The sequence below is a fragment of the Mesorhizobium sp. CNPSo 4671 genome, from assembly GCF_057784245.1.
In genome coordinates this window covers 402559-418550 of sequence record NZ_JBWLUW010000002.1, presented here as the reverse complement: position 1 = coordinate 418550, position 15992 = coordinate 402559, and the positions used below count along the sequence as shown (strand labels likewise).

The 15992-nt window shown below is 65.5% G+C and carries 14 protein-coding genes; 3 read left to right on the top strand and 11 right to left on the bottom strand.

All coding sequences use genetic code 11. The annotated features are described in order from the left end of the window. Positions 1–47: 47 nt before the first annotated feature. Complete coding sequence (locus AC04SF_RS06390) at positions 48–821, bottom strand: DUF427 domain-containing protein (RefSeq protein WP_488477014.1); 774 nt, start codon at positions 819–821, stop codon at positions 48–50. Positions 822–833: 12 nt separating this feature from the next. After that, positions 834–2186, bottom strand: a complete 1353-nt coding sequence (locus tag AC04SF_RS06385) for an LLM class flavin-dependent oxidoreductase (RefSeq protein ID WP_488477013.1) — start codon at positions 2184–2186, stop codon at positions 834–836. A gap of 195 nt (positions 2187–2381) precedes the next feature. On the opposite strand from AC04SF_RS06385, the gene AC04SF_RS06380 reads away from it, so the two are divergent. After that, positions 2382–4193: a dipeptide ABC transporter ATP-binding protein gene (locus tag AC04SF_RS06380; protein ID WP_488477012.1), complete on the top strand. Its 1812-nt coding sequence runs from the start codon at positions 2382–2384 to the stop codon at positions 4191–4193. A gap of 5 nt (positions 4194–4198) precedes the next feature. On the opposite strand, the gene AC04SF_RS06375 is transcribed toward AC04SF_RS06380, so the two are convergent. The 6 genes from AC04SF_RS06375 to AC04SF_RS06350 all read right to left on the bottom strand — a co-directional run bounded on the left by AC04SF_RS06375 (position 4199) and on the right by AC04SF_RS06350 (position 11597). After that, a complete protein-coding gene (locus tag AC04SF_RS06375) occupies positions 4199–4891 on the bottom strand; it encodes an ABC transporter ATP-binding protein (RefSeq protein ID WP_488477011.1) in 693 nt (230 codons plus the stop codon). Beyond that, a complete protein-coding gene (locus tag AC04SF_RS06370) occupies positions 4888–6606 on the bottom strand; it encodes a branched-chain amino acid ABC transporter ATP-binding protein/permease (protein WP_488477010.1) in 1719 nt (572 codons plus the stop codon). Before AC04SF_RS06370 ends, AC04SF_RS06375 begins: the two co-directional genes overlap by 4 nt. After that, the gene (locus AC04SF_RS06365; RefSeq protein ID WP_488477009.1) at positions 6593–7462 is read right to left on the bottom strand and encodes a branched-chain amino acid ABC transporter permease; all 870 of its coding nucleotides are present in this window, start codon (positions 7460–7462) and stop codon (positions 6593–6595) included. The genes AC04SF_RS06370 and AC04SF_RS06365 overlap by 14 nt, the downstream gene beginning before the upstream one ends. Positions 7463–7649: 187 nt before the next feature. Then, the gene (locus tag AC04SF_RS06360) at positions 7650–8834 is read right to left on the bottom strand and encodes an ABC transporter substrate-binding protein (RefSeq protein ID WP_488477008.1); all 1185 of its coding nucleotides are present in this window, start codon (positions 8832–8834) and stop codon (positions 7650–7652) included. 38 nt (positions 8835–8872) lie between these two features. Beyond that, positions 8873–9946, bottom strand: a complete 1074-nt coding sequence (locus AC04SF_RS06355) for a CobW family GTP-binding protein (RefSeq protein WP_488477007.1) — start codon at positions 9944–9946, stop codon at positions 8873–8875. Beyond that, positions 9933–11597, bottom strand: coding sequence for an amidohydrolase (locus AC04SF_RS06350; RefSeq protein ID WP_488477006.1), 1665 nt, complete (start codon positions 11595–11597; stop codon positions 9933–9935). The genes AC04SF_RS06355 and AC04SF_RS06350 overlap by 14 nt, the downstream gene beginning before the upstream one ends. Positions 11598–11852: 255 nt before the next feature. On the opposite strand from AC04SF_RS06350, the gene AC04SF_RS06345 reads away from it, so the two are divergent. Both AC04SF_RS06345 and AC04SF_RS06340 read left to right on the top strand, forming a co-directional pair. Further along, positions 11853–12629 carry an IclR family transcriptional regulator gene (locus AC04SF_RS06345; RefSeq protein ID WP_488477005.1) on the top strand — a complete coding sequence of 259 codons (777 nt, stop codon included), beginning with the start codon at positions 11853–11855 and terminating at the stop codon, positions 12627–12629. 85 nt (positions 12630–12714) lie between these two features. Further along, positions 12715–13668 carry a helix-turn-helix domain-containing protein gene (locus tag AC04SF_RS06340; RefSeq protein WP_488477004.1) on the top strand — a complete coding sequence of 318 codons (954 nt, stop codon included), beginning with the start codon at positions 12715–12717 and terminating at the stop codon, positions 13666–13668. Between the two features lie 154 nt (positions 13669–13822). Here the strand turns inward: AC04SF_RS06340 and AC04SF_RS06335 are convergent, their stop codons facing one another. From AC04SF_RS06335 to AC04SF_RS06325, 3 genes are all read right to left on the bottom strand, one after another. Then, entirely contained in the window at positions 13823–14668 is an 846-nt protein-coding gene (locus AC04SF_RS06335; RefSeq protein WP_488477003.1) for a class I SAM-dependent methyltransferase, read from the bottom strand. Beyond that, positions 14665–15018: a hypothetical protein gene (locus tag AC04SF_RS06330; protein WP_488477002.1), complete on the bottom strand. Its 354-nt coding sequence runs from the start codon at positions 15016–15018 to the stop codon at positions 14665–14667. Before AC04SF_RS06330 ends, AC04SF_RS06335 begins: the two co-directional genes overlap by 4 nt. Positions 15019–15102: 84 nt before the next feature. Continuing rightward, entirely contained in the window at positions 15103–15732 is a 630-nt protein-coding gene (locus tag AC04SF_RS06325) for a LysE/ArgO family amino acid transporter (RefSeq protein WP_488477001.1), read from the bottom strand. Positions 15733–15992: the final 260 nt, after the last annotated feature.

The window sequence follows — 15992 nt, the reverse complement described above, 5'->3', positions numbered from 1 at the left end:
TGTGCCTCTCATGAAAATGGTTTGGGAGAATGGGTGAAAAGCCGCCGTCAGGCCGGCTGGCCGTCGAGATGGATGCGGTCGACCGCTTGCGGATAGAAGGCGATGAGCCCTTTGATCTTGGGCATTTCGTCGATCGGGTCGCGGTAGCTCCAGGCGATGTCGGGACGAACCGAACCGTCCTTCAGCAGGCCCGACCAGTAGGAGGCGATGCCCTTGTAGGGACATCGCGTCGTCGAAACGGACGCCGTCAGCCGCTCCAGCCGGACATCCTCCGGCGGCAGGTAGAAACGCGTCGGCAGATGAGTCTCGAACAGCAGCACCGGGCGCTGGCTGTCGGCGATGATCTCGCCGTCGAACCAGACCTGCACATGGCTGGAACTGTGCAGCACGTCGATGCGTGCATAGGGATCGCGGGCGTGGACGAAGACTTCCTCTTCCTCCTCGAACCACTGGTCGACCGCCTTCCAGGTGAAGGCGATGCGGCCGGCGAGCGGCGCCAGATTTTCATCCGGTGGTGCCGTGAACGACCACGCCGCATTGGCGGCGCGCCTGTCGCCGCTGTTGATGTCCCAATAGGCGGTCTCGCCGCCGACGGCATGCGACTCGCGGTGCAGCGATGGTTTCAGCACCGACGCATCGACCGCGGACGGCGGGAAGAAATAGATCGGCAGGAAATGGTTGGAGCGCAGCACCAGCACATTGCGGCTGTCGGCGATGGTGCGGCCGCCAAACTTGACGCGGATACGCTTCGGACTGTGCAGGACGTTGACGAGACGCGGAGCCGTGGCTTCGCGCGGCTGAAGATTTGGCGCTGCGGTCATGGCTGGTCCTCCTCAGGACACGGCGCGCGCATTGTCGCGCTGCTCGGCGAAGCGGTTGGCGGGGCGGGCAAGGCCAAAACGGTCGCGCAACGTGCCCGGCGCATATTCGGTCGGGACCAGGCCGCGCCGCTGCAGTTCCGGCACCACCTGCTCGGCGAAATTCACCCAGTCCTCGGGCAGCAGCGGGAACATCAGGTTGAAGCCGTCGGCCGCGCCCGCGACGAACCAGTCTTCCAGTTGGTCGGCGATCTGCTTCGGCGTGCCGGCAACCGTCGGCACCGAGCCGCTGTTGGCGAGCTTGCGGGCAATGTCGCGCAGGCTGAGATTCTGCTTCGACCATTGCTTGACGCGGTTGAGCGAGGTGCGGCCGCCATTGAAGGTACTCTCGTCCGGCAGCGGCGGCAGCGGCCCATCAGGCGGATAGGCCGAAAGATCGATACCGCTCCAGCTCGACAGAAGGTCGATGCCGACCTGGTCGGGAAGCAGGCTCTGCAGATACTCCTGCTTGTCGCGGCCTTCCGCCTCCGAAGCGGCGACGATCGGCAGGATGCCGGGCAGGATCTTGAAGCTTTCCGGCCGCCGGCCATGGCGGGCCAGCCGCTCGTTGATGTCCTGGCGGTATTTGATGCCGTCTTCCCTGGTGCTGTAGATGGCGAAATGCGCATCGGCCTGGGCGGTGGCAAAATTCTTACCGTCCTCCGACGAACCGGCCTGGACGATCAGCGGATGGCCCTGCGGCGGCCGCGACACGTTGAGCGGCCCGCGCACCTTGAAATGCTTGCCCTTGTGGTCGATCGGATGGACCTTGTCGGGATCGGCGAAATAGCCCGTCTCCTTGTTGATGAGGAGCGACTCATCTTCCCAGCTGTCCCACAGCGCCTTGACGATATCGAGGAATTCGCCGGCCCGCTCATAACGGAAGGCGTGCTCGATGTTGCCGTCGCGGCCGAAATTGCGCGCCTCCTCGTCCATCGCCGAGGTGACGACGTTCCACGACGCCCTGCCCTTGCTGATATGGTCGAGCGAAGCGAACAGCCGCGCGACATTGTAGGGCTCGCTGTAGGAGCTCGACGCCGTGGTGATCAGGCCGATATGTTTGGTGACGGCGGCCAGCGCCGACAGCAGCGTCAGCGGCTCCAGGCGGGCATTGGCGTAGTGCGCGACGCCGCTCTTGAGCGAATCCCAGATCGACACGTGGTCGGCGACGAAGATGGTGTCGATCCGCGCCCGTTCCGCCGCCTGCACCAGCTCGCGATAGTAGTCGAAGTCGAGCACTTCGCGCCCCGGCGCGCGGGGGTGGCGCCAGGACATGCGGTGGTCGCCCTGCGGGTTGAAGAAGAACGCGCTGAGGATCATGTGCGACATCTCGATTCCCTTCCCTGCGGATGCGGAAAACCGCCAGTGCTGCGGCCTGTGGCCGTGCCCCGAAAATCTTCCAGTCAGCGAAAGTTAGATTGCGCTCGAGCTTAATTCGAGTAATTTTATAGAGATTGTTCCATGTGAAAGCGGAAGCGATTGCCCCTGATCGTGGCGCGCGCAGAAAGTGGTTTCCCGTCCCCCATGTCCTCAGTTCTAAACGTCGAGCACCTCTCCGTTTCCTACCGAGGAGCCAGGCACATCCACCGGGCGGTCGATGACATATCGGTGCGCATTGGCCAGGGCGAAGCGCTCGGGCTGGTCGGCGAGTCAGGGTCCGGCAAGAGCTCGGTGGCGCTGGCGGTGCTGCGCTACCTACCCAAACACGCCCGGGTCGAAGCCGCGCAGCTGGCCTTCGAAAACCGCGAGATCCGCGACCTCTCCGCCGACCAGCTGCGCCGGCTGCGCGGCGACCGCATCGCCGCCGTCTACCAGCATCCGGGCTCGGCGCTGAACCCGAGCATGACCATTGGCGGCCAGATCACCGAGACGATCCTGCGCCATCGCCCGATGCATCATGACGAGGCGTTTGCGCGCGCGGCGCAACTTCTGAGCCGCGTGCGCGTCGCCAACCCCGAACGCGTGCTGCAACTTTACCCGCATGAACTGTCGGGCGGCATGCAGCAGCGCGCCAACATCGCCATTGCCATCGCCCTCGACCCGTCGCTGCTGGTGATGGACGAGCCGACCACGGCGCTCGACGCCAGCGTCCAGTCCGAGATCATCGCCATCCTCGACGATCTGCGCCGCGAGCACCGCACCTCAATCCTGCTGATCAGCCACGACATCAATCTGATCCGCCGCTCCTGCGACCGGGTCTCGGTGATGCAATCCGGCTCGATTGTCGAAACCGGTGCCGCCGGCGAGGTGTTCGACAACCCGCGCCACGCCTACACACGGGCGCTGGTCGCCGCCATTCCCACGCTCAACCGCACCAAGCGCGACGGCAGGCTGGCCGAGGATGCGAGCCCCGTGGACGTGGCTTCGGATGTACCGGCGCGAGATCAGGCGGAAAGCGCCCTGCCTGCGCCAAAGCGCGAAATCGCCGTGTCCTGCCGTGGGATAAGACAATCCTTCGGCAGCCAGCCGGTGCTGCATGGCATCGACCTCGACATCGCCAGCGGCGAGACCTTTGGGCTGATCGGCGAATCCGGTTCCGGCAAGTCGACGCTGGCCCGCATCGTCACCGGCCTGCAGCCGCCGATGGCGGGCACGGTCGACCTGTTCGGCAAGACCGTGGCGCCGCTGGTCGAGCGGCGCCAGCCAAGCGAGCGGCGTGACGTGCAGATGGTGTTCCAGTCGCCCGACCGCACGCTCAACCCGCGCCAGCGCATCAGCCGCATCCTCGGCCGCCCGCTGCGGCGGTTGGCCGGCCTGCCCCGCCGCGCGGTGCCGCAGCGCATCAGTGACCTCCTCGCCTCGGTGCGCCTCGCCCGCAGCACGGCGGAGCAGAAGCCCGGCACGCTGTCCGGCGGCCAGCGCCAGCGCACCGCCATCGCGCGCGCCTTCGCCGGCCTGCCGCGGCTGGTGGTGCTGGACGAACCGACCTCGGCGCTCGACGTCTCGGTGCAGGCGACCGTGCTCAACCTGCTCAACGACCTGCAGAAGAAAGAGGATACCGCCTACCTCTTCATCAGCCATGATCTGAGGGTCGTGCGCTACATGGCCGACCGGATCGGCGTGCTCTATCGCGGCCGCCTGGTCGAGACCGGTTCGTCCGACCAGATCTTCGCCGGCCCCAACCATCCCTACACGCAGATGCTACTGGCGGCGTCGTCCAACGATGGGCAGGCGACGACCATGGCCGAAGCGCAAGCCGCCACCGAAGCTGCTCCTGGCGGCTGCGCCTTCGCCGGCCGCTGCCCGCTGGCGGACGCCGGCTGCCAGGCCGCCGAACCGGTGGCCAAGGAGATTGCATCAGGCCATTTCATCGCTTGCTGGAAGCGCGCCGGCTAACCGCCTTATCCGCCGAGATAAAGCCGGTGCAGTTCATCCGGCGACTTGAGCAGTTTTAGGCAGTCGCCGTCATGGACGACGCGGCCGCGGCGCATGACATAGGCGCGGTTGCCGATCGACAGCGCGAGCGCGGCAAACTGCTCGACCAGCAGCACCGCCAGGCCGTTGTCGGCGAGCTTGCGCACCGCGCTCATCAGCCTTGTGACGATGACCGGCGCCAGGCCAGCCGACATCTCGTCGATGAGCAGCACTTTGGGCCGTGTCAGCAGCGCGCGGGCGATGACCAGCATCTGCTGCTCGCCGCCTGACAAAAGGCTCGCCTTCACCGTGCGCCGCTGCACCAGTTCGGGGAACAGCGCATAGGCCTCACCAAGATCGGATCCCGGGTGCAGGCTCACCCGAAGATTCTCCTCGGTGGTCAACTGCCGGAACACGGTGCGGCCCTGCTCGACATGGGCAAGGCCTTCGCGCGAGCGCACGCCGGGCCGTGCCTTCTGGATCTCACGGCCGTCGATGGCGATCGAACCGCGGGCGACCGGGATGATGCCGGACAGGCCTTCGAGCAGCGTCGTCTTACCGGCGCCGTTGGCGCCGAGCACGACGCTGATGGCACCGCTCTCGACGGCTATGTCGAGCGACGACACGACAGGCAATTCGGCGCGGTTGATCGAGAGGTTGGAAACGACGAGCTTGCTCATGCCGCCACGCTCTCTTCCTCGATGCCGAGATAGGCCTTCTTCACCGAACCCTGGTCGAGCACCTTGGCCGGCGGACCCGACGCGATGACGCGGCCGAAGTCGAGCACGGTCACCTCCGAACACACCGCCCGCACCAGATCCATATCGTGCTCGACCAGGAGCACCGCCGAACCGAACAATTTCGGAATTTCGGCGATGCGTTGCCCCAACCGCACGCTCTCCTCATGCGACTGCCCAGCGGCCGGCTCGTCGAGCAGCACCACCGCCGGCCGCGCCGCGACCACGCCGGCGACATCGAGCAGCCGCCTGGTGCCGGCGTCGACCGAGACCACCAGCGTGTCTGGATCGGGACAATCGAGCCAGCCGAGGATCGCCTTGGTCTCGCTCGCCGACAAGCCTTTGGCGGCCAGCGCCAGATAGCCACCGACAGTGAGTTCCGGCGCGATGCGGTTGGTCTGCCAGGTCCGGCGCACACCGGCGCGGGCGCGCAGATGCGCCGGCATGCCTTCGAGCGGTTTGTCGCCCAGCTTGATGCTGCCCTCATAGCTCGACAGGAAGCCGGCGACGGCGTCGATGAAGGTCGATTTGCCCGCGCCGTTGGGGCCGATCAGCCCGGCGACGGTGCCGGCGGCAACCGTGAGGCTGACGCCATCGAGTGCCACCACGCTGCTATAGCGCACCGTGAGGTTTTCGATGCTGAGCGCCGGGCCGGCGGCGCGGCTGACTGGAGCCGGTAGATCGCTTGCCGACGCTGACGCGGCCGCCTTGACGCGTGCCGGCATCAGCTTTCGCAACTGCCGGCGAAAAGTCTCGCTCATCGTCTCGCCGGTCGACAGCGCCTGGGTGGCGCCGATGGCGAACAGCACATTGCCGATATCCTGCGGCAGATCGAGCCGGCGCAGGATTTCGGGGAACATCACCACCAGCAGCCCGCCGATGATGGCGCCCTCGGCGAAATGCGCGCCGGTCATGACCGCCACCGCATAGAGCGACAGCGACTGCATCATGCCAAAGTTTTCGGAGACCAGCGTGCCGAGATAGCCGGCGAGCAAGCCGCCAGAGATGCCGGCAATGAAGGCCGATATGGCGAAAGCGGAAAGCTTAGCCATGGCGATGCTGACGCCATGCGCGGCGGCCGCGCGCTCGGAATGACGCACCGCCAGCCACGACGCGCCAAGCCGCGAGCGGCTGAGCACTTCAAGCACCACCGCGACGGCCACGTAGCACAGCAGCACGAAGACAAAATAGCCCTCGTCGCTGTCGAACAATTCCGGCCGCGGCACCTGCAGGAAATCGGTCTGGCCGGGATAGGTCATCGTCGCCAGTATGGTGTCGAAGGCGGTGGCGAAGGACAGCGTGACGATGGCGAGGTTGATGCCGCGCAGCCGCAGCGCCGGCAGGCCGATGGCGACGCCAAGCGGCACCGCCGCCAGCCCGCCGATGAGGATCCACACGGGCAGTCCGCCCGGCGCCTCGGCGAGGTTGAGGTAGCCGACGGTCCAGGCGCCGACGCCGGCAAACGACATCTGGCAGAGCGCGATCATACCGGTGCGGCCGGCGACGAGCCCGAGGCTCTGCAGCGCGACGCCGGTGATCAGCACCGAGGTGGCCAGGAACACCCAGTAGGACGGCAGCAGGCCGAGCCAGGCGACACTGCCGGCGACAAGTGCTGCGGCAATGACGATCAGCGAGGCTTTCAGACTAGCGCGCTTCATCCCAACGGGCCTCCCGCTGCGACCACAGGAGAACGGCGAGCACGACCAGGAACGGGATGGCGCTGCGATACTGGCTGATGCTGTCGACCGAGCTTGCCATGCCCTCGACAAGGCCAAGCCCGATGCCGCCGGCCAGTGTACGCCAGAAACTGCGGAACAGGCCGACAAGGGCGGCAGCAAGGGCTGGCACGACAAGCAGGCTGAGCGTCATGAAATTCGGCGAGCGCTGCGGCGCGATGATCATCAGGGCGAAGGTGGTGAAGGCGCCGGTCATGCCCCAGACCAGCAGCGACAAAAGCTGCACCCTGATGCCGAGCAGTTCTGCCGCCATCGGCCGGTCGGCCAGCGCGCGCAGATTGAGCCCGACCTTGGTGTTGTTGAGGAACAGGTCGGCAAGCACGGTGAACAGCGCTGCGAGCCCAATGGTCAGAACCGAGGCGATCGTCACCTCGACACCGGCCATGCGGAAGGCGGAGCCGGGAAACAGTTCCGGCATGTTGTGCGGATGCTGGCCGCCGGTCAGCCGCAGGCCGATGGCGATGATGCCGACCAGCAGCGCCACGGTGACCGCCGCCTTGGTCGAGGCGCCGGCCTCGCCGAACCACCGCGTCATGATAAAGCCGATGGCGACGCCCACCAGCGTGCCGGCGGCGATGCCGGCCAGCACGGACGGCCAGATCGGAAAACCGGCTTCGTAGAGCGCGATCAGCACGAAGGTCCCGGCCGTGCCGATCGCCGCGCCGGTGAAATTGACCACGGCGACCAGCCGGTAGGTGAAGACGGCGCAGACGCCGAGCAAGGCATAGGTGCCTCCGGCTGTCAGCCCCGCCACGGCGGATGTGAGCAATGCGTTCATTGGATTCCCAGTCTGGAGAAATGGGCGGGCTTCGAGCCGAATTCTTTGGCGAGGTCGGCGCCGCCCCTCATTGTCCTGCCCGTCCTCCGCAGCAGCTGCGGAGGGTGGACCGGACATTTCTCCCCGTGAACGGAGAGCCTGGATGCCGGCAGGCAGGTGAGGAGCGGCGCCAACGCCCCGGGAGGACTTACTTGGCCTGCGGCAGCACGACCCAGTCCGGCGTCTCGACCGTCCAGGCGCCCTTTTCCAGTCTCATCACCTTGGTCGCCTGCATCGGCGAATGCGTCTTGGCCGTGCCGAAGACATAGGGTGAGCCAGCGAGCGGATTGGTGATCGGCTGCATCTCGTGCAGCGCCTTGCTCACGCTCTCGCGCGTCACCTCGCCGTCGATCGACGCCACCACTTTGAGGAACAGCTGGGCGGCGAGATAGCCGCCTTGCGAGAAGGCGGTCAACGGCCGGCCGGCCTTCTGCATGTCGGCCGCCCATTGCGCGTTGGCGGCCGAACTCTTCTCGGTGAAGGGCTCCCATTCGGTGCCGACATAGATCGGCTGTTTGGTGTCGGCGAGCGCCGAGGCGACCTGCTCGGTATAGCCCGGCGCCAGGAACAGCCAGTTGATGCCTGTGATCTTCTGCGCGTCGACGGTCTTGATCAGCTGCACCACTTGCGGCTCGACCTGGTTGGTCAGCACCGCGTCGCAGCCGGCGTCGCGCGCCTTGATGACATAGGGCGTCAGATCGCCCTGGAAGGGCAGCGTCAGGTCGATGAGATGGATCTTCTTGCCGGAGATCTTCTCCCAGTTCTCGATCGCCTTCTTGTAGGCCTCCTGCGTGCCGCCGATGATGATGAAGAAGGCGCACAATTTCTCGCTCTTCAGCTGGTTGGTGGCGTACCAGGCCATCGCGGTGGAGAGCGTGTAGGGCCCGACATTGACCGGCGCGACATTGGGCGAGGAAAAGCATGCGGCATCGACGCCGAGGCCTTGCACCGACAGGATCTTCTTGCGGCTGTAGGTGGCGGAGTTGACGGCGCAGTCGAGCAGGCTGCCCGAACCGACCAGCGCCACCGCTTCCTTGTTGTCGATCAGGTCACGCGCCGCCTGCGCGGCAACCGCCGGGTCGGCCTTGTCGTCGGCGATGGTGTAATCGATCTTGCAGCCATTGATGCCGCCGGCGGCGTTGACGGCGTCGAAGGCCGCCTGCGTCGCCTTCGGCACCTCGCTGAAATCGGCCGGACCGGTGATAGTCGATACCGCGCCGACCTTGATCGTTCCGTCCTTGCAGGTCGGGCCGGCGGCGAATGCCGTGCCGGCTGTTGCAGCAAGGCTCAAGCCGGCAAAGGCGGCTGCGAGCAGGCTGGATTTCCATTGCATGTCAGTCACTCCCCTGGTTTTCCTGAATCATTTTCTGATCATGCTGCGGCGCGATCCGGCGCCCTGATGATGGCGGCATCGATGGAAGCGAACTTCACCAGCGTGCGTGCGATCGTCTCGCGCGCAATGTCGCGCACGATGAACACCAGCCGCGTGCGCCGGTCGGCCGATGGCCATGCATCGAGCCGTATTGGCGGATGGAAGACATGCTGCACGCCGTGCAGCACCAGCGGCCGTTCCGGCTGCTCGGTGACATGCACCAGGCCCTTCAGCCGCAAGAGGTCCTCGCCCTTCAGCGCCGCGACATAATCGAGCCAGCGCGCGAAGGCCGTCCACTCGACGGGTTTGTCGATGACGAAGCTGTAGGACTGGATGCCGTGATGGACGTGGCCATGATGATGATGTTCGTGGTCATGCGCGCAGCCAGGCCCGCATTCCTGCCCGGCCATCTCCAGGCACGCGGCGATCCTGTCGGGATCGGCTGCCACACCAAGATGCTGGTTGTCGAGAACGTCGAAATCGGCCTCGCCATGATGCGCCAGGCTTTGCCGTGCCGTCGGCGCGAGCGCCGCCAGCCGGCGCTGCAAGTCGCTCAGCGCTTCCGCCGGAACCAGATCGGTCTTGGTGACCAGCAGCCGGTCGGCGACCGCGGCCTGCTTGGCCGCTTCGGCATGCCGGTCGAGGTTCGACCAGCCATTGACCGCATCGACCGTGGTGACGACGCCGGCGATGACATAGCGGCCGGCGAGTTCCGGCTCGGCCATCAGCGTGTGCAAGATCGGTGCTGGATCGGCGAGCCCCGTCGTCTCGATCACGACATGGGTCAGTTCAGGCACATCGTTGGCACGGCTGCGCTGGTCGAGCGCCTTCAGCGTCGCCACCAGATCGCCACGCACCGTGCAGCAGATGCAGCCATTGTCGAGCAGCGTGAATTGCTCCTCGCTCGCCTCGATCAGCAAATGGTCGAGGCCGATGGCGCCGAACTCGTTGATGATGACGGCGGCCCCGGCAAGCGACGGCCGCCGCAGCAGGCGGTTGAGCACCGTGGTCTTGCCCGAGCCGAGAAAGCCGGTCAGCACCGTCACCGGGATCGGGCGGTCAGCTCCGCTCATACACGACCCTCCCCTCGAACCAGGTGGTCAGCACCTTGGTGTCGGCGATCTCGTCGGAGGGTGTCTCCAGCACGTTGCGGTCGAGCTTGATGAAGTCGGCCGACTTGCCGATCTCGATCGAGCCGACCGTGTCGGCGAGACCAATGGCGCGGGCCGAATTGATGGTGAAGATTTCGAGCGCGGTGGCGACATCGAGTGCCTGCTCCGGCCACAGCGCCGCACCCTTGAACTCGCCGCTCGGGTTGCGGCGCGTCACCAGCCCCTCGATGCCGTCCCACGGATCGGGGTTGGGCATCACAGGCCAGTCCGAACCGCCGGCGAGCAGCGCGCCGGCTTCCAAGAGATCCTTGTTCGGCCAGAAACGTTGGGCCCGCGCGTCGCCCATCGTTTGCTTGTGGCCTTCGAGGAAGCTGGTCGGATACCACAGGAAGGGCGACAGGTCGGCGGCAACGCCCAACTCGGCGAAGCGGGCGATATCGGCCGGCGCGATGTAGCTGGCATGCGCGATGTGGTGGATCAGCCTGGTCGGGCCGTTGAAGGAGCGCACGACATCGATGGCGTCGAGCGCCTGGCTGACGGCGGCGTCACCGGCGCAGTGGATCTTCACACCGAGCCCAAGCTTCTCGCATTTGCCGACCCAGCGAATCAGCTCGGGCACGGTGACGATGGTCGAGCCGCGAAAGCAGCAGCCGAGGATCGGGTCGTCCGTATAGGGTTCGTGGAAGGCGGCGGTGCGCGCGCCCGGCACACCGTCGAGGAAAACCTTGACGAAATCGGGCTTGGCATGAACGCCGCGATAATTCTCGCGCAGCGCGATCAGCGCGTCGCCGGCGATGCCGAACATGAAGGACGGTTCGACCGCCGGCATCGCCGACACCGACCAGGCGGTCAGCTCGCCGCGATCGTCGAGGCCTTTCAGCGCCGCCAGAATCGGCTGCATGGCGGCAGCGTCGAGGAAGGCGGTGACGCCGTAGGAATTGAGCGTGGCGATCGACCGCGCCATGGCCGCGCGGTCCATCGCCTCGGTGTAGTGACCCGATCTGGCGATGGTGCTTTCGACGATGCCGGCGGCGGATTCGATCATCATACCGGTCGGCGCACCGGTTGCCGGGTCTCGCCCGATCGAGCCCTTCTCCGGGTCCGGCGTGGCGGCCGAGACGCCGGCCAGGCGCAGCGCCTCAGAGTTGATCCACCGGTTGTGATAGGTGTCGTCGCGCAGCATCACCGGACGGCCCTGGCTCGCTCTGTCGAGCGCCGCCAGCGCTTCCAACGTGTTGAGCTTCGGCAGGAGATCACTGCCCCACTGGCCGCCGATGATCCAGGAGCCTTCCGGCGCCTTGGCGGCGGCCGCGCCGACGCGTGCGATCAGCGTCTCGAAGCTTGCCGTCGGGGGAAAACGCAACTCGAACAGCTCGGCCTGCCCACCCATCATCAGATGCGCATGCACGTCGACAATACCCGGCATCAGCATGGCGCCACCGAGATCGATGACGCGCGTTTCAGGCCCCGTCAGGCCGGCGACGGCATCCGCCTCGCCCACCGCCACGATGCGCCCGCTCTTGACGGCCACCGACGAGGCCCATGGCCGCTTGCGATCGAGCGTGTAGATGCGGCCATTGCTGAGAACCAGGTCGGCACTTCTGTCGGGCATGTCGTCTCGCTCCTCACCACCGGTTGCGTGCCACACGGGCCGCTCCGGCATTTCGGCATTGCGTGCGGCGGCCACCGTTGGCGTTCCCGCGAAACCGCTTTTGCCGTTGTTTTTTACGTTCCCATGCCGGTTCATCATATGAACCGACGTTTTGTATGTTATAGCCAGACTGCAAGCCGCAAAGGCCGCTGTCAAGTTAATTCACACGCTAACTATCTACTAGTTAACACGCTAAATAAATCGAGGATTTCTGCAATGAGCACGGTCGGCAAGGCGATTTCGCTGCTGGAGCTTTTCACGCCGAAGGAGCCGGAGATCGGCCTTTCCGACATTGCCCGCAAGTCGGGCCTCGACAAGGCGACGGCGCGGCGGCTGCTGGTGGCGCTGGCCGAGCACAGGCTGATCGAGCAGGAGCCGCTGAGCCGCCGCTATCGGCTGGGCGCCGGCCTGTCCCGCCTGGCGCGCATGCGCGACGCGCACCTGCCCTTCGTGCGCGTCGCCGCACCCATCGTGCGCGAGTTGGCGCTGGAGACCGGCGAGACCGTGCATCTGTCCGAATTCAGCGCCGGCGCGCTGCTCACCGTGCATGTCGAGCTTTCGGCCAGGGCCAACCGCGTCAGCGTCGACGTCGGTCAGATCCTGCCGCTGCACGGCACCGCGTCCGGCATCGCCTTCCTCGCCTTCTCGCGCCCGGAAACCGTGGAAGTGCATTTCGCCAAGCCGCTGACCGCCTTCACCCAGCACACCATGACCAGCCGCGAGGAGGTGATGCAGGCCGTGCGGCTGGCGGCGACACGCGGCTATTCGCGCAGCGCCCAGGGCTATGAGGAGGGCGTGCACTCGGTCGCCGCCCCCATCCTCGGTTCGGACGGCTTTCCTGTCGGCACGCTGGCCGTGGCCTCGCCGCTGTCGCGCATCGACGACACGACCGCCGAGCGCCAGGGACAGGCCGCGCGCGAAGCAGGACGCCGCATCTCCGCCGAGCTCACCGGCGAACAATGGCATGCATCGGTGCCGTTGCGGCAGAGATAATTATCATGTTAAGTTGTTGATCGTTGCATAAGCCCGCGCCACAATCCCGCGCCAAGACGGGAAGGCTTGTTTGGAGGAGGAACACATGCACGCTGCCGCCCACCACGTCAGCATCGCCAATGGCGAGGCTTTCCTGTCGACATCGCGCCTGCTGTTCGGCCCGATCACGCAGCGCTTCCCGCGCGGCACGGAGCCGTCGATCCCGCAGCTTGTGTCGGTCAATCTCGGCGCCTGCCGGCTGTCGGAGATCAAGGCCAATTCACATCTGGTGCTCAACGACCGGCTGTTCTGGCGCAGCTTCGACCCCGACGCGATCAAGATCCTGATGCAGATCAGAGGCCGCAGCCGTTTCGAGCAGCAGCAGGTCGCCGTCGACCTCGGCCCGCAATCGGCGATTATTTACGACCCGGTGCGCAGCTACTCCCTGCAGAACCTCAGTGATGTCGACCAACTGATCCTGCAGGTGCCGCGCTCGACCTTCGGCGACGACACGCTGGCCCGTCTCTCCGCCCCGCTGCCGCTGCCCGGCATGGAAGACAGCCTGACCCACATCGTCTCCGGCCTGATGCAGATGGCGATCGGCGAGGCGCACAGGCTGGACGAGGCCGGCAGCCGGCGCGTCGGCGACAGTCTCGTTCAGCTCGTCAACGGCCTGATCCAGGCGAAGCCCATGGCGCCCGAATTCCGCCGCTCGCCGCTCGAAGCGCTGCGCGAGCGCATCGTCGCCTATATCGACGCCAATCTGGCGCGCAGCAGCCTGTCGGCCGAAGACATTGCCCGCCACATGGGCTGCTCGCGCCGCTATCTGCACCGTGCCTTCGAAGGCGAAGGCGCCACGCTCGAACGCTTCGTCTGGGACCGCCGCCTGGAGCGGAGCAAGGAGGAATTATTGTCCCCCGCCCGCGCCTCGGCCTCGATCTCCGAAATCGCCTTCGCCTGCGGCTTCAATTCCAGCGCGCATTTTTCCCGCGCCTTCAAGAGCCGGTATGACGTCGCGCCACGGGAATTGCGCGAGCGGCTGCGGGCGGTGGTGCATTAGGGGCGAATCTGGCTCTGAATGACGGAGCTTGAGCCGAGGCCGACCCTCGCACCAATGCCGAATCGCTGCTTTTGCGCCGTATCTCGGCCGCTGGGGTCAATTTCGCCTGCTCACCGAATCGAGTGCCACTAATGGGTCAGCGGCGAAGATTGCCTTAGCACTTCGACACAATACCCAGACTGAGAACCCACATTTCGCGATAGCAGAAGTCGAGGTTGGAAATCAGGCGCTCCGGCTCTTCGCCGATCGCCTTCCATTGGTGGTGATCCGCTTCTGGCAAGTCGCACGTTCGAGCGAGCCCGGATAAGAATTCGAGATTGTTGCGGATGTATTCGCGCTCCACGGGCCTGAGTGGCTGACGCCGCTCAGCCAGCGTTGTGAGGGCAGTGACGTTCTTTAGGCCCGCCGTTCGAAACCAGGCTGACAAGCGAGTTCCCCTCATGGCGCCGGAGATCTGTACATCATCCGATAGTGCATCGAGCAGGCGCCACGTCAGTTTGGGATCCTGTGGCTGATACTGCCAAACCGAGATATCGACCTCCTTCACGGCAACAAGCCCACCCGGTTTTACGACACGGCAGAACTCTTTGATCGCTTGGGTGAGATCTTCATCACTCAGATATTGGGTAGCGTTCGCGCTCCAAACGGCATCGAACGTGGCCGTCTCATATGGCAGCGCGATGATGTCGCCGGTTCGCGTACCTATCGGACAGGCAAGCTGCTGGCTTGCAATCAAACCTTCGATTGCCTCGACATTTTCCTGCGCCAAATCGAGCGCCTCGATATGTCCCTCTGCGCCCAGTAATTCCGCCATCAAAGGCAGGAAGACCCCATTCCCCGCACCCGCATCAAGCACTGACCAGCCCGGTCGAATGCCGGCGGCGCGAAGAGTGGCGTCATACTCGTCCTTGAGCGCCAGATAGTGGACGTCGAGATGCGCGCCGGCGCTGAGCTTGTGCCCGGTCGATGTAATCTGTTCGGAAGGTGAGGCGTTGTTCATTTTGTCCACCGGCTCTTGGATCCAAATGGCGGCAATCCGACTTGCGTTTCTTCAACACCTGTCTCGGCGATGCAGCGGGCCTGGGCGGGGTTGGTGAAAGAGCGTGCCGCTTCGGGCGGTGACGTCTGCGTGAAAGGAGACAACGCGCTGTACCGCAGGCCGGCATCGGCCGTGTCGGCTGGTCCGGCTTGCGCGGCTATGTTGGCCGCCCCGGCGCCACCATCCGTGTCGCCGCCCATTGGCGCCCCGGCGAGGAATGGATGGAGTTCGGGGACGCCGTCAAAGGTGCAGCGCTCGACGTCATAGTCGATGCGGCCGATGGTGCCTCTGAACTCGGTGAACCGCTTCATATCGGATCTCCTTTGTAGGTAGCTGCGAAGGTTCGGCGGAGGCAGGCTTACGGGCTTATGCAGCCGCCGAAGGAACCTCGACACTCATTGGGCAACGAGCCCGGCCGCCATCGTCAGCGCGACGGCGGAGAGGATCAGGCCGGAAATCAGATCGAAGAGGCGCAGACTGGCGCGGCTGCGCAGAAGCGAGGCCATCATGCCGCCGCCGAGCGAATAGCCGTAGCAGCACAGCGCCGCCATCAGGATAAGCGCCATGACGAATTCGAGCCGTGCGCCACCCGCCGCGAAGGACTGGCCGAGCGCGGCCGGCACGAGCACCAATTCGACATAGGTCAGCGGATTCATCCACACCACGCCCATGACGCGGGCGAGGCACGAGCGGCCGGTCTCGGCCCTACCGGAGCGATCCTCAATACGGCCGGCGACCGATGCGGCACGAAAGGATTGCAGCGCAAACCATGCGAGGGCCACCAGACCGATCCAGGAAAGGACCGCCCTGAACGCCGGGTCGACACTGGCGATCGATCCGCCGAGCAAATAAGAGGCGGCGATCAGGGCGACATAGGTTCCCCAGACAAGGCTGGCGACGAACATCACCCGTCCACGCAACAGGCCTTCCCTGATCATCATCAAATTGTTCGGCCCGACCGAGGCCATTGAGGCCATGCCGAGCGCGAGCCCGGTCTGGAATCCTCCCGAGGCGACAATGCTCATGATGTTTCCTCCAGAGGTGCGACGGCCGTTTTGGCCAACTTGCCCATCCCGGTGGACGGGTGACAAAGAGTCATGGCGCCGAGCATCGTCGTGGCGCCGGGCGCGATCCAGAGCCTCGGACTCAAACGCGGCAACGCGATCCGATTTGAGCGATCCTCTGCCCGGATACTCGTCGGCCCCGGTCGAGCATCGGCGTGAGCGCGCGAGACATGTCTCCGTCGTCCGTTCAACCGCGCGTTACTTGCCACTTTCGTCGTTGA

What these genes read in the sequence shown, in the direction of transcription:
- AC04SF_RS06390 (WP_488477014.1), bottom strand. Translation starts at nt 821, where the DNA reads ATGACCGCAGCGCCAAATCTTCAGCCGCGCGAAGCCACGGCTCCGCGT.
- AC04SF_RS06385 (WP_488477013.1), bottom strand. Translation starts at nt 2,186, where the DNA reads ATGTCGCACATGATCCTCAGCGCGTTCTTCTTCAACCCGCAGGGCGAC.
- AC04SF_RS06380 (WP_488477012.1), top strand. Translation starts at nt 2,382, where the DNA reads ATGTCCTCAGTTCTAAACGTCGAGCACCTCTCCGTTTCCTACCGAGGA.
- AC04SF_RS06375 (WP_488477011.1), bottom strand. Translation starts at nt 4,891, where the DNA reads ATGAGCAAGCTCGTCGTTTCCAACCTCTCGATCAACCGCGCCGAATTG.
- AC04SF_RS06370 (WP_488477010.1), bottom strand. Translation starts at nt 6,606, where the DNA reads ATGAAGCGCGCTAGTCTGAAAGCCTCGCTGATCGTCATTGCCGCAGCA.
- AC04SF_RS06365 (WP_488477009.1), bottom strand. Translation starts at nt 7,462, where the DNA reads ATGAACGCATTGCTCACATCCGCCGTGGCGGGGCTGACAGCCGGAGGC.
- AC04SF_RS06360 (WP_488477008.1), bottom strand. Translation starts at nt 8,834, where the DNA reads ATGCAATGGAAATCCAGCCTGCTCGCAGCCGCCTTTGCCGGCTTGAGC.
- AC04SF_RS06355 (WP_488477007.1), bottom strand. Translation starts at nt 9,946, where the DNA reads ATGAGCGGAGCTGACCGCCCGATCCCGGTGACGGTGCTGACCGGCTTT.
- AC04SF_RS06350 (WP_488477006.1), bottom strand. Translation starts at nt 11,597, where the DNA reads ATGCCCGACAGAAGTGCCGACCTGGTTCTCAGCAATGGCCGCATCTAC.
- AC04SF_RS06345 (WP_488477005.1), top strand. Translation starts at nt 11,853, where the DNA reads ATGAGCACGGTCGGCAAGGCGATTTCGCTGCTGGAGCTTTTCACGCCG.
- AC04SF_RS06340 (WP_488477004.1), top strand. Translation starts at nt 12,715, where the DNA reads ATGCACGCTGCCGCCCACCACGTCAGCATCGCCAATGGCGAGGCTTTC.
- AC04SF_RS06335 (WP_488477003.1), bottom strand. Translation starts at nt 14,668, where the DNA reads ATGAACAACGCCTCACCTTCCGAACAGATTACATCGACCGGGCACAAG.
- AC04SF_RS06330 (WP_488477002.1), bottom strand. Translation starts at nt 15,018, where the DNA reads ATGAAGCGGTTCACCGAGTTCAGAGGCACCATCGGCCGCATCGACTAT.
- AC04SF_RS06325 (WP_488477001.1), bottom strand. Translation starts at nt 15,732, where the DNA reads ATGAGCATTGTCGCCTCGGGAGGATTCCAGACCGGGCTCGCGCTCGGC.